The sequence below is a fragment of the Pseudomonas sp. SWRI92 genome, from assembly GCF_014268685.1.
Taxonomy (GTDB): domain Bacteria; phylum Pseudomonadota; class Gammaproteobacteria; order Pseudomonadales; family Pseudomonadaceae; genus Aquipseudomonas; species Aquipseudomonas marvdashtae.
On sequence record NZ_JABWQY010000003.1, the window covers coordinates 143,710 to 155,798 of the forward strand.

Annotated in this window: 11 protein-coding genes; 10 read left to right on the forward strand and 1 reads right to left on the reverse strand. The window is 62.0% G+C overall.

Translation table 11 applies throughout. From position 1 onward, the window contains the following. The first annotated feature begins 4 nt into the window (after positions 1-4). From pilW to HU762_RS07250, 10 genes are all read left to right on the forward strand, one after another. Positions 5-763: a type IV pilus biogenesis/stability protein PilW gene (gene pilW, locus HU762_RS07205; protein ID WP_186611093.1), complete on the forward strand. Its 759-nt coding sequence runs from the start codon at positions 5-7 to the stop codon at positions 761-763. Further along, complete coding sequence (locus HU762_RS07210; RefSeq protein ID WP_186634757.1) at positions 763-1,794, forward strand: RodZ family helix-turn-helix domain-containing protein; 1,032 nt, start codon at positions 763-765, stop codon at positions 1,792-1,794. The genes pilW and HU762_RS07210 overlap by 1 nt, the downstream gene beginning before the upstream one ends. 3 nt (positions 1,795-1,797) lie before the next feature. Further along, the gene (ispG, locus tag HU762_RS07215; RefSeq protein WP_186634760.1) at positions 1,798-2,907 is read left to right on the forward strand and encodes a flavodoxin-dependent (E)-4-hydroxy-3-methylbut-2-enyl-diphosphate synthase; all 1,110 of its coding nucleotides are present in this window, start codon (positions 1,798-1,800) and stop codon (positions 2,905-2,907) included. 22 nt (positions 2,908-2,929) lie between these two features. Further along, positions 2,930-4,219 (forward strand): histidine--tRNA ligase, encoded by a 1,290-nt coding sequence (gene hisS, locus HU762_RS07220; RefSeq protein ID WP_186634763.1) that lies wholly within the window; start codon positions 2,930-2,932, stop codon positions 4,217-4,219. Between the two features lie 40 nt (positions 4,220-4,259). Continuing rightward, complete coding sequence (locus HU762_RS07225; protein WP_186634766.1) at positions 4,260-4,901, forward strand: tetratricopeptide repeat protein; 642 nt, start codon at positions 4,260-4,262, stop codon at positions 4,899-4,901. Further along, positions 4,894-6,045 (forward strand): outer membrane protein assembly factor BamB, encoded by a 1,152-nt coding sequence (gene bamB / locus HU762_RS07230; RefSeq protein WP_186634769.1) that lies wholly within the window; start codon positions 4,894-4,896, stop codon positions 6,043-6,045. Before HU762_RS07225 ends, bamB begins: the two co-directional genes overlap by 8 nt. 133 nt (positions 6,046-6,178) lie before the next feature. Then, complete coding sequence (der, locus tag HU762_RS07235) at positions 6,179-7,651, forward strand: ribosome biogenesis GTPase Der (protein ID WP_186611099.1); 1,473 nt, start codon at positions 6,179-6,181, stop codon at positions 7,649-7,651. Positions 7,652-7,827: 176 nt separating this feature from the next. Continuing rightward, a complete protein-coding gene (locus HU762_RS07240; RefSeq protein ID WP_186634772.1) occupies positions 7,828-8,976 on the forward strand; it encodes a pyridoxal phosphate-dependent aminotransferase in 1,149 nt (382 codons plus the stop codon). Then, positions 8,964-9,758 carry an amidohydrolase gene (locus tag HU762_RS07245; protein ID WP_186634775.1) on the forward strand — a complete coding sequence of 265 codons (795 nt, stop codon included), beginning with the start codon at positions 8,964-8,966 and terminating at the stop codon, positions 9,756-9,758. Before HU762_RS07240 ends, HU762_RS07245 begins: the two co-directional genes overlap by 13 nt. A 64-nt stretch (positions 9,759-9,822) precedes the next feature. Then, positions 9,823-10,239 (forward strand): hypothetical protein, encoded by a 417-nt coding sequence (locus HU762_RS07250; protein ID WP_186634778.1) that lies wholly within the window; start codon positions 9,823-9,825, stop codon positions 10,237-10,239. A 91-nt stretch (positions 10,240-10,330) separates the two neighbouring features. Here the strand turns inward: HU762_RS07250 and leuA are convergent, their stop codons facing one another. Further along, a complete protein-coding gene (gene leuA / locus HU762_RS07255; protein WP_186634781.1) occupies positions 10,331-12,010 on the reverse strand; it encodes a 2-isopropylmalate synthase in 1,680 nt (559 codons plus the stop codon). Positions 12,011-12,089 lie beyond the last annotated feature (79 nt).

The following is a 12,089-nucleotide window of genomic DNA, read 5'->3' on the forward strand; positions in this document are numbered from 1 at the left end:
CTCTATGTCCCTGCGCTTTGCGCTGCTGTTGCTGTTGGCCGGCCTTTGTTCCGGTTGTGTGCTGTCGGGTGACTACAACCCGATGAAGACCAGCAAGGGCCGCGACGAAGCGCGCGAAGCCTACGTGCAGTTGGGCATCGGCTATTTGCAACAGGGCATGACCGAGCGGGCCAAGGTGCCCCTCAAGAAAGCCCTGGAGCTGGACGGCAGCGATGCCGATGCCAACGCGGCGCTGGCCTTGGTGTTCCAGGCGGAGATGGAGCCGGAACTGGCCGATGAACATTTTCGCAAGGCGCTGTCGGCCCGGCCGCAAGATGCCCGATTCCTGAACAACTACGGCAGCTTCCTTTACGAGCAGGCTCGTTACAAAGAGGCCTACGAACGCTTCGAGCAAGCGGCCGCCGATACCCTTTATCCCGAACGTTCACGGGTTTTTGAAAACCTTGGCATGACCGCCGCGAAACTCGGCCAGCGCGACCTGGCCCGCCAGCAGCTTGAAAAGGCACTGCGACTCAACCGCCAGCAACCGCGCGCATTGCTGGAAATGGCTGAGTTGTCTTACGAAGACAGGCATTATGTGCCCGCGCGTGACTATTACGAACGTTTTAGCCTGCTGAGCGAGCAAAATGCACGTAGTCTATTGCTCGGCGTTCGGCTGGCACATGTGTTTGAAGATCGTGACAAGGCCGCAAGCTATGGCCTGCAACTCAAAAGACTCTATCCCGGTACGCCGGAATATCAGCAATACCTGTCGGAGCAATGATGAAAGCGGCGCATCCCGAAGTTGTAGCAGCGACTCGCGTAAATCCCGGTGAGACCCTGCGTCAAGCCCGCGAAAGCAATGGTTGGTCGCTGGCCGAAGTGGCCCTCAAGCTCAATCTCACCGTGACTTCCCTGGGCAATCTGGAAGCTGGCGCGTTCGACAAATTGCCTGGGCACACCTTTGCCCGGGGCTATATCCGCGCCTATGCCAAATTGCTCGGCATGGACCAGACAGTGCTGGTCCAGCAATTCGATCAATACACCGGTTCCGACGCCCAGGGCAGCAGCGTGCACAGCCTGGGTCGTATCGAAGAGCCGGTGCGTGTTTCCCACACCATTTTGCGAATCGTCAGCCTGTTGCTGCTGATCGCGGTGATCGGTGGCGGTTTCGTCTGGTGGCAGGACCAGGCGTCCTTGCGCACCAAGGAACCGGTCGCCATGAACCCTGAACACGTCGAAGTCGAAGGCGCCGACGGCACCACCCAGATCCATCCGTTGGATGAGCCGGAAGACCAGGCTGTCGTGGAAGCACAAGCCGAAGGCGAAACCGCCCTGGCCTTGCCTCAGGGCCAGGACGGCGCCGAGGCCGATGCCGCCGCTGGCGCTGAGCCGAGCGCTCCAGTGGCTCCCGCACCTGCTCCAGCTCCTGCCGCACCGACGGCTCCAGCCCACGCCGGCACCGCGCCGGCAGCCCCGGCCCCGACGCTGGCCGCGCCAGCGCCAACCGTGGCCACGCCGACGGCTCCCGCGGCCCCGGCAGCTCCGGCAACCGCGGCGGCTCCGGCACCGGGTGATGGCCAGGTACAAATCCAATTCATCGCCGACTGCTGGACGCAGGTCACCGACGGCAACGGCAAGGTGTTGTTCAGTGGCCTCAAGCGCAAGGGCGACAGCACTTCCATCAACGGCAAGCCTCCGTTTGCGGTACGCCTGGGCTATGCCCGTGGCGCGCAGGTCAGCTACAACGGCCAGCCGGTCGACGTGGCTCCGTTCACCAGTGGCGAGACCGCTCGCCTGAAGTTGGGTCAATAAGTCATGCACGGCGAATCTCCAATCAAACGTCGCGAATCCCGGAAGATCTGGGTCGGTAACGTGCCCGTGGGCGACGATGCGCCAATCGCTGTGCAGAGCATGACCAACAGCGACACCAATGACGTAGCCGCCACCGTTGCGCAGATCAACCGCCTGGAAGCCGCCGGTGTCGACATCGTGCGTGTTTCCGTGCCTGACATGGACGCCGCCGAGGCGTTCGGCAAGATCAAGCAATTGGTCAAGGTGCCGCTGGTGGCCGACATTCACTTCGACTACCGCATCGCTTTGCGCGTGGCCGAGCTGGGCGTCGACTGCCTGCGTATCAATCCGGGCAACATCGGTCGCGAAGACCGGGTGCGCGCGGTGGTAGATGCCGCTCGCGACCGTGGCATCCCGATCCGCATCGGCGTCAACGCCGGTTCCCTGGAAAAAGACCTGCAAAAGAAATATGGCGAACCGACCCCGGCCGCGCTGGTGGAATCGGCCCTGCGCCATGTGGAGCACCTGGAGCGCCTGAATTTCCAGGACTTCAAGGTCAGCGTGAAGGCGTCCGATGTGTTCATGGCCGTCGAAGCCTACCGCCTGCTGGCCAAGGAAATCGTCCAGCCGCTGCACCTGGGCATCACTGAAGCCGGTGGGTTGCGTTCGGGCACGGTGAAATCCGCCGTCGGCCTCGGTATGCTGCTCGCCGAAGGGATTGGCGATACCATCCGCATCTCGTTGGCGGCGGACCCGGTCGAGGAAGTGAAAGTCGGCTACGACATTCTCAAATCCTTGCACCTGCGTTCCCGCGGTATCAACTTCATCGCCTGCCCGAGTTGCTCGCGGCAGAACTTCGATGTGGTCAAGACCATGAACGAGCTGGAAGGGCGCCTTGAAGATTTGCTGGTGCCGCTGGATGTCGCGGTGATCGGTTGCGTGGTCAACGGGCCGGGCGAAGCCAAGGAGGCCCACATCGGCCTGACTGGCGGTACGCCGAACCTGATTTACATCGACGGCAAGCCGTCGCAGAAACTGACGAATGACAATCTGGTGGATGAGCTGGAACGGCTGATCCGCCAGAAAGCGGCCGAAAAGGTCGAAGCCGACGCAGCGGTCATCGCGCGCGGTTAAGTCGAAAGATTAAGGAATACATGTGAGCAAGTCTCTGCAAGCCATTCGTGGCATGAACGACATCCTGCCCGAGCAGACGCCCCTGTGGCGCTATTTCGAGGGCACCGTGGCGCGCCTGCTGGATAACTACGGTTACCGGCAGATCCGCATGCCCATCGTCGAGTTCACCGAGCTGTTCAAGCGCTCCATCGGCGAAGTCACCGACATCGTCGAGAAAGAGATGTACACCTTCGACGACCGCAACGGCGATTCGCTGACCCTGCGTCCCGAAGGCACCGCGGCGTGCGTGCGTGCGGTGCTCGAACACGGCATCACCGGTGGCGGACAGGTGCAGAAACTCTGGTACATCGGCCCGATGTTCCGTCACGAACGTCCGCAGAAAGGCCGTTATCGCCAGTTCCACCAGATCGGCCTGGAAGTGTTCAACCTGGAAGGTCCGGACATCGACGCCGAGCTGATCGTCATGACCTGGCGCCTGTGGGGCGAGCTGGGGCTGCGCGATGCGGTCAAGCTTGAGCTCAACAGCCTGGGCACCAGCGAGTCCCGTGGCCGTTATCGCGAAGCGTTGGTGGAATTTCTTTCCGGGCACGTGGACAAGCTGGACGAAGACAGCCAACGCCGCCTGAAGACCAATCCACTGCGGGTGCTGGACACCAAGAATCCGGAAACCCAGGCGATCCTGGTCGACGCGCCGAAAATGGCCGACTACCTCGACGACGAATCCCGTGCGCATTTCGAAGGGCTGAAGGCGCGCCTGGACGCCGTCGGCATTCCCTACGTGATCAACCCCAAGTTGGTCCGTGGCCTGGATTACTACAGCAAGACCGTATTCGAATGGGTCACCGACAAGCTCGGCGCCCAGGGCACCGTATGCGCCGGCGGCCGCTACGACGGGCTGGTGGAACAGATGGGCGGCAAGCCCACGCCGGGCGTGGGCTTTGCAATGGGCATCGAGCGCCTGGTGCTGATGCTTGAAGCACTGGACAAGGTGCCTGAAGAACTGGCCCGCCAGGTTGACGTCTACCTGTGCGCCTTCGGCGAGGCCGCCGAACTGGCAGCCCTGGCCCTGAGCGAACGGGTCCGCGACCAGTTGCCCAACCTGCGCCTGCAGATCAATGCCGGCGGCGGCAGTTTCAAAAGCCAATTCAAGAAAGCCGACAAGAGCGGTGCGTTGTACGCATTGATCCTCGGTGACGACGAACTGGCCCAACAAGTGGTAGGTTTCAAACCCCTGCGTGGCCAGGGCGAACAACAAAGCATTGCCTGGGATGCGCTTGCTGCACACCTGGCCACCTGCGTCGTGCAGGGTTGAAGCTGTCAAACAGCCGATTTAGCGATTAAGGAGTATTGGGGTGTCGAGTAGCGAAGATGAACAGCTGGCGGATTTGAAGGACTGGTGGACGCGCAACGGCAAGCCACTGCTCACTGGCGGCCTGCTGGCGCTGGTCATCGTGTTCGGTTGGCAGGCCTACCAGAAATACCAGGGCAACCAGTCGCAAGGCGCCTCGATGCTCTATCAGCAATTGCTGGAGACCACCCTGACACCGGACGGCAAGCCTGACCCTGCCCGCGTGGCGGACCTGGCTGGCAAGCTCAACAAGGAGTTCGGCGGCACCGCCTACGCCCAGTACGGCAGCCTGTTCGTGGCCAAGGTCGCGGTAGACAGCGGCAAACTGGACGACGCGGCCACCGAGCTGAAGGCCATCGTCGACAAGCCGGCCAACCCGACCCTGGGCGAAGTGGCGCGTCAGCGTCTGGCACAGGTGCTGGCGGCGCAGAACAAGGCTGAAGACGCCTTGAAGCTGCTCGACGGCGACGCCGACAAGGCGTTCCTGGCGACTCGCGAAGAACTCAAGGGCGACCTGCTGGTACAGCTGGGCCGCGCTGATGAGGCCCATGCGGCCTACCAAAAAGCCAAGGCTGCGCTGTCGGATGAAGCCGCGGTCGGTGGCCTGCAAATCAAGCTGGACGACCTGGCTAAAGGGGATGCGTGACGTGATCCGTTGGAAACATGCAGCATTGCTGGCCCTGGCCATTCTGGCCGCGGGTTGCAGCAGCAACAGCAAGAAAGAACTGCCTCCAGCCGAACTGACCGACTTCAAAGAAGAAGTCGTGCTGCAGAAGCAATGGAGCCGTTCCATCGGTGACGGCCAGGGCGAAACCTACAACATGCTGGTGCCGGCTATCGACGGCGACACCATCTATGCCGGCGACGTCACAGGCGTCATCATGGCGATGGACCGCATGAGCGGCGACGTCAAATGGGAAAAGGATCTTGAACTGCCTGTGTCCGGCGCCGTTGGCGTGGGTTACGGGCTGGTGATGATCGGCACGCTCAAGGGCGAGATTGTCGCCCTTGACGCGAGCAGCGGTGAAGAGAAATGGCGCGCCCGCGTGACCAGTGAAGTCCTGGCACCGCCTGCCACCAACGGCGACGTGGTAGTGATCCAGACCCAGGATGATCGTCTGATCGGTTTGGATGCCGCCACCGGCAGCCAACGCTGGTTATATGACAGCACCCCGGCGGTACTGACCCTGCGCGGCACCAGCGCACCGATTGTCACCAACCGCCTCGCGGTGGCTGGCTTGTCGACCGGTAAAGTCGTTGCCCTGGACATTTCCAACGGCGTGCCGCTATGGGAACAACGCGTAGCCATCCCGCAAGGTCGTTCGGAACTGGAGCGCGTGGTCGACATCGACGGCGGCCTGCTGCTGTCCGGCGGCACGCTCTACGTTGCCAGCTACCAGGGCCGCGTCGCGGCGTTGGACCTGGAAAGCGGCCGTGTATTGTGGCAGCGCGATGCCTCCAGCTACGCCGGTGTCGCCCAAGGCTTCGGCAGCGTCTACGTGAGCCTGTCCTCGGGCACCGTCGAAGGCGTCGACGAGCGTTCCACCACGGCATTGTGGAGCAACGATTCCCTGGCCCGCCGTCAACTGTCGGCCCCGGAAGTCTTCTCCAGCTACGTTGCAGTGGGTGACCTGGAAGGTTACCTGCACCTGCTCAGCCAGGTGGACGGTCGTTTCGTCGGCCGCGAGCGCATCGACAGCGACGGCCTGCGTGCCCGTCCGCTGGTGGTGGGCAGCATGATTTATGTGTATGGCAACAGCGGCAAACTGGAAGCCCTGACCATCAAGTAAGACTATGCTTGGGGCTAATCCCCCAAGCGGCCTTGTTCGCAAGGTTCGCAGGGCTTGCACAGACTGCCCCGAGCACCAGCCGCTGCCTCGCAGCGGCTTTTGTATTTTCTGAAATAACGAAGTGGAGAGCCGCATGGTTCCCGTAATCGCCCTGGTGGGCCGACCGAACGTCGGCAAGTCCACCTTGTTCAACCGCCTGACCAGGACTCGCGACGCCATCGTCGGCGACTTGTCCGGTCTGACCCGTGATCGCCAATACGGTGAGGCCAAGTGGCAAGGGCGTACCTATATTCTGGTCGACACCGGCGGCATCTCCGGTGATGAACATGGCATGGACGAAAAAATGGCCGAGCAGTCGCTGCTCGCCATCGAAGAAGCCGATGTGGTGCTGTTCCTGGTAGACGCCAAGGCCGGTTTTACCGCCGCCGACCAGATGATCGCCGAGCATTTGCGCAAACGTAACAAGCGCTCCTACGTGGTTGCCAACAAGGTCGACAACATCGACCCGGACATGGCTCGCGCCGAGTTCGCGCCATTGGGAATGGGCCAGGCGATCCCGATAGCCGGCGCCCACGGCCGTGGCATCACCCAGATGCTGGAAATCGCCCTGGCTGATTTCCCCAAGGACGACGCAGACGAGCCGGAAGAGGGCGAGGAAGAAATCGTTGCCGAGGGCGAGGAAGCCAAGCGCATTCCTGGCCCGAGCGAAAAAGACGGGATCAAGATCGCCATCATCGGCCGCCCGAACGTCGGCAAGTCGACCCTGGTCAACCGCATGCTGGGCGAAGACCGGGTCATCGTCTACGACCAGCCCGGCACCACCCGTGACAGCATCTACATTCCCTTCGAGCGTAACGAAGAGAAGTACACGCTGATCGACACCGCCGGTGTGCGCAAGCGCGGCAAGATCCACGAGGAAGTCGAAAAATTCTCCGTGGTCAAGACCTTGCAGGCGATCAAAGACGCCAACGTGGTGATCTTCGTGATGGACGCCCGCGAAGGCGTGGTCGATCACGACTTGAACCTGCTGGGCTTTGCCCTGGAAGCCGGTCGTGCGCTGGTCATCGCGATCAACAAGTGGGACGGCATGACGCCGAGCGAGCGCGACTACGTGAAGGTCGAATTGCAGCGCCGGCTGTTCTTCGTCGACTTCGCCGACATCCACTTCATCTCGGCCCTGCACGGCACCGGCGTGGGCAACCTCTACGCCTCGGTACAGAACTCGTTCAAGTCGGCGGTCACTCGCTGGCCGACCAACCGCCTCACCCAGATCCTCGAAGATGCGGTGGGCGAACACGCGCCACCGATGGTCAACAACCGTCGGATCAAGTTGCGCTACGCCCACTTGGGTGGTGCCAACCCGCCGATCATCGTGATTCACGGTAACCAGATCGAAAAGGTGCCCAAGTCGTACGTTCGCTACCTGGAGAATACCTATCGCCGCGTCCTGAAGCTGGTCGGCACGCCGATCCGCATCGAGTTCAAGGGAGGCGAGAACCCGTACGAAGGCAACAAGAACACGCTCACCGACCGCCAGGTCAACAAGAAGCGCCGCTTGATGTCGCACCACAAAAAGGCCGACAAGAAGCGCCGCGATAAGAAATAAAAGCAGCGGCAAGTTGTAAGCTGCAAGCGGCAAGTTCGGTGCGCATCAGCTTGTAGCTTGTAGCTGCCGTAGAAAAAGGTGCCCTTGCGGGCACCTTTTTTTGTGGCGGCCGATTGGGCTATCCTCGACCTCTCCCGCGCCGCACCAGAGCCGGGTGCAGACCCAGGGAACCCTCGATGATCACCAGCAAGTTGCCGAATGTCGGCATCACGATTTTCACCCAGATGTCCCAGCTCGCCGCGCAGACCGGCGCGCTCAATCTGTCCCAGGGGTTTCCCGATTTCGACGGTCCGCAGGCCCTGCGCGATGCGGTCGGCCGGCATATCGCCGAAGGCCATAACCAATACTCGCCGATGACCGGCCTGCCAGCGCTGCGCCAGCAGATCGCGGCAAAGATCGCCCGCAGTTATGGCGCCAACGTCGATGCCGATCAGGAAGTCACCGTGACCCCCGGCGCGACCCAGGCGATTTTCTGCGCCATCGCGGCGGTGGTTCACAGCGGCGACGAAGTGATTGTCTTCGACCCTAGCTACGACAGCTACGAGCCTGCCGTGCAATTGGCCGGTGGGCGTTGCGTGCATGTTCAGTTGGGCCTGGACGATTTCGCCATCGACTTCCAGAAGCTCGGCGAGGCCCTGAGCCCGCGTACGCGCATGATCATCCTCAATACCCCGCACAACCCCAGCGGCGCCTTGATCAGCCGCGCCGAGCTGGACCAGTTGGCGGCGCTGATCCGCGATCGCGACATTTACCTGATCAGCGATGAGGTCTATGAACACCTGGTGTTCGACGGCGTACCCCACGCCAGCGTCCTCGCCCACGAAGAGCTGTATCGTCGCGCCTTCGTGGTCAGCTCGTTCGGCAAGACCTATCACGTCACTGGGTGGAAAACTGGCTACGTGGTAGCGCCAGCGGCGCTGACAGCTGAGCTGCGCAAGGTGCACCAGTACGTCAGCTTCTGCGGCGTGACGCCGTTGCAGTACGCCCTGGCCGACTACATGGCCGAGCATCCGGAACACGTCGACGAACTGCCGGACTTCTACCAGGCCAAGCGCGACCTGTTCTGCGATCTGCTGGCGCCGTCGCGCTTCAACTTCAAGCGGGTCGCCGGCACCTATTTCCAGCTGGTGGATTATTCGCAGATTCGCCCCGACCTGAATGACGTCGACATGGCCGTCTGGATGACCCGCGAACATGGCGTAGCGACCATTCCGATCTCGGTGTTCTACCAGAACCCGCCCCAAGGCCAGCGCCTGGTGCGCCTGTGCTTTGCCAAACGCGAGGAGACGCTGCGCGAAGCGGCGGAAAAACTATGCGTGATTTGAGTGCATTGCCGGACCTGAACATTGCGTTGGTCCAGACCACCTTGGCCTGGCACGACCGCCAGGCGAACCTGGAGCATTTCGAGGCGCTGCTCGAACAGGCGCGCGGGGCGGACCTCATCATCCTGCCGGAAATGTTCACCACCGGATTTTCTATGGAATCCGAAACCCTGGCGGAGCCTGAGAGCGGCCCCGCCAGCCAATGGCTCAAGGTCCAGGCGGCGAAGCTGGACGCGGTGGTCACCGGCAGCGTGATCGTCCAGGCCGGCGACGGCAGCCATCGCAATCGCTTGCTGTGGGCGCGACCGGACGGCGAAGTGTTGTATTACGACAAGCGCCATCTGTTCCGCATGGCGGGTGAACACAATCACTACACACCGGGCGAGCGCCAAGTACTGTTCGAACTCAAGGGCTGGCGGATCCGGCCGTTGATCTGCTACGACCTGCGCTTCCCGGCCTGGAGCCGCGACGCCGAGGACACCGACCTGTTGCTGTACACCGCCAACTGGCCGGGCGCCCGGCGCCAGCATTGGAATCGCCTGCTGCCGGCCCGTGCCATCGAAAACCTCTGCTACGTGGCGGCGGTGAACCGTATCGGCACCGATGGCAAGGGTTTCGCCTACACCGGCGACAGCCAGGTACTGGACTTCCAGGGCGAGACACTCCTCGGTGCCGGCGAGGCCGACGGCGTATTCACCGTTCGCCTGAGCGCGGCGGACCTGGCGGCGTACCGCACACGGTTCCCGGCGAACCTGGACGCTGATCGCTTCGAATTCGTATATTGAAACGATTCAGTCCTCAAGGAACGCTGTTGCAGGCCGATAACGGGTCAGCCAAGGAGGAGTCCCCATGACCAGTATCAGTGCAACGACCGTAAACCCTTATCCGCTGTCGGCACCCAAAGTGTCCATTCGCGGGGCTGAAGAAGAAAAAGTGCTCAGTCCAGTAGCACCGACTGATAGCGCGGAAGAAAAAGACAAGAAGTTGGAAGTCGACACCAGCGGCGCGAACATTGCCGGCGTTGGTGGCAGCAATGGCAGCAACGTCATCGAACAGCTGAAGAAGCAGATCGAGCGGACCGAAAAGTTGCTCGCCGACCAGCAAGCCCAATTGGCCCGTGTGCAGAAAAGCCAGGCCAACCAGGAGCAGAAAGCTCAGGAAACCATGGCGATCCAGACCCAGATCATGGGGACCCAGGCGACTTTGCAGACCTTGCAAGCTGCGCTTTTGCAGGCGATGACCGTTTCGATCGATACCCATGCCTGATAACGGTATGGCCTGACAGCCAGGCAATAATCAAACAAACAAAAGGCCCCGGGATTCACACCCCGGGGCCTTTTTGTTATTCAACGATCGATCAGGCCGCTTTGGCTTCCGGCTGGCTCAGCGAGCGGTTCAGCGCACTGAACAGCGCCTTGAAGCTTGCCGTGGTGATGTTTTCATCGATGCCGACGCCATGCACCGCGCGTTCACCGTTGACTCGCAGTTCGATGTACGCCGCGGCCTTGGCGTTGGTGCCGGCGCCGATGGCGTGTTCGTTGTAGTCCATGATTTCCACCGGGATCGGCAGCCCGGCCACCAGGGCTTCCAGCGCGCCGTTGCCCTTGCCGCGCCAGTGCAGGTTGGTCTCGCCCTGGCCCTTGCTGGCCACTTCAACTTCCACTGCACTGTTGCCGTTTTCTTCCTGCAGGCGATGGCTGACCAGCGCATACGGGGTATTGGCTTGCAGGTATTCGCGCTGGAGGAGGGCATGGATCTGCTGAGCGGTCATTTCCAGGCCCAGGCGGTCGGTTTCACGTTGCACCACTTGGCTGAACTCGATCTGCATGCGACGCGGCAGGCTGATGCCGTATTCCTGCTCCAGCAGGTAGGCGATGCCGCCTTTGCCGGACTGGCTGTTCACGCGGATCACCGCTTCGTAGCTGCGACCGATGTCGGCCGGGTCGATCGGCAGGTACGGCACTTCCCACAGGGTGTCCGGTTTCTGCTGGGCGAAGCCCTTGCGAATCGCATCCTGGTGCGAGCCGGAGAACGCGGTGTGGACCAGGTCGCCGACGTACGGGTGACGAGGATGAACCGGGATCTGGTTGCATTCCTCGACTACTTTGCGCACGCCGTCGATGTCGGAGAAATCCAGCTCGGGGTTGATGCCCTGGGTGTAGAGGTTCAGCGCCACGGTCACCAGGTCGACGTTGCCGGTGCGCTCGCCGTTGCCGAACAGGCAGCCTTCGACGCGGTCGGCGCCGGCCATCAGGCCCAGCTCGGTGGCAGCGACGCCGGTGCCACGGTCGTTGTGGGTGTGCAGGCTGATGAGCACGCTGTCACGACGGCTGATGTTGCGGTGGAACCACTCGATCTGGTCGGCGTAGATATTCGGGGTGGCGACTTCCACGGTGGCCGGCAGGTTGAGGATCACCTTGCGCTCGGGCGTCGGGTTCCACACTTCGATCACTGCGTCGCAGACCTCCTTGGCGAACTCCAGCTCGGTGGCGCTGAAGGTTTCCGGCGAGTATTCGAACTGCCATTGGGTTTCCGGCTGCTGGGCGGCATATTTGACGAACAGCTTGGCCGCGTTCACGGCGATTTCCTTCACGCCTTCCTTGTCCTGGTTGAACACGATGCGGCGGAACGACGGGCAGGTGGCGTTGTACAGGTGGACGATGGCTTTTTTCGCCCCGCGCAGGGATTCGAAGGTCCGGGCGATCAGGTCTTCACGGGCCTGGGTCAGCACCTGGATGGTGGTGTCGTCCGGGATGTGGCCTTCTTCAATGAGGGTGCGCACGAAATCAAAATCGGTCTGGGACGCGGCTGGGAACGACGCCTCGATTTCCTTGACGCCTACCGCCACCAGGGTTTTCCAGAAGCGCAGCTTCTTCGCAGCGTCCATCGGCTCGATCAGCGACTGGTTGCCATCGCGCAGGTCGGAGCTGCACCAGATCGGCGCGGCGGTGATGGTCTTCGACGGCCAGGTGCGATCCGGGAGGTTGATGGTCGGGAAGGCGCGGTATTTCGAAGACGGGTCTTTGAGCATGCTCATGGGGCGGAATCCTTATTGTCGTGGCCGGAAAAAGGCGGCCTGCCGGTGGTTCGAATAGGGTGGCTTGTCAGCCGGGACG

Excerpts from the sequence above, each read along its gene's own strand:
- HU762_RS07250 (WP_186634778.1), top strand. The coding sequence starts at position 9,823 with ATGACCAGTATCAGTGCAACGACCGTAAACCCTTATCCGCTGTCGGCA.
- bamB (WP_186634769.1), top strand. The coding sequence starts at position 4,894 with ATGCGTGACGTGATCCGTTGGAAACATGCAGCATTGCTGGCCCTGGCC.
- HU762_RS07210 (WP_186634757.1), top strand. The coding sequence starts at position 763 with ATGAAAGCGGCGCATCCCGAAGTTGTAGCAGCGACTCGCGTAAATCCC.
- der (WP_186611099.1), top strand. The coding sequence starts at position 6,179 with ATGGTTCCCGTAATCGCCCTGGTGGGCCGACCGAACGTCGGCAAGTCC.
- HU762_RS07245 (WP_186634775.1), top strand. The coding sequence starts at position 8,964 with ATGCGTGATTTGAGTGCATTGCCGGACCTGAACATTGCGTTGGTCCAG.
- HU762_RS07240 (WP_186634772.1), top strand. The coding sequence starts at position 7,828 with ATGATCACCAGCAAGTTGCCGAATGTCGGCATCACGATTTTCACCCAG.
- leuA (WP_186634781.1), bottom strand. The coding sequence starts at position 12,010 with ATGAGCATGCTCAAAGACCCGTCTTCGAAATACCGCGCCTTCCCGACC.
- ispG (WP_186634760.1), top strand. The coding sequence starts at position 1,798 with ATGCACGGCGAATCTCCAATCAAACGTCGCGAATCCCGGAAGATCTGG.
- pilW (WP_186611093.1), top strand. The coding sequence starts at position 5 with ATGTCCCTGCGCTTTGCGCTGCTGTTGCTGTTGGCCGGCCTTTGTTCC.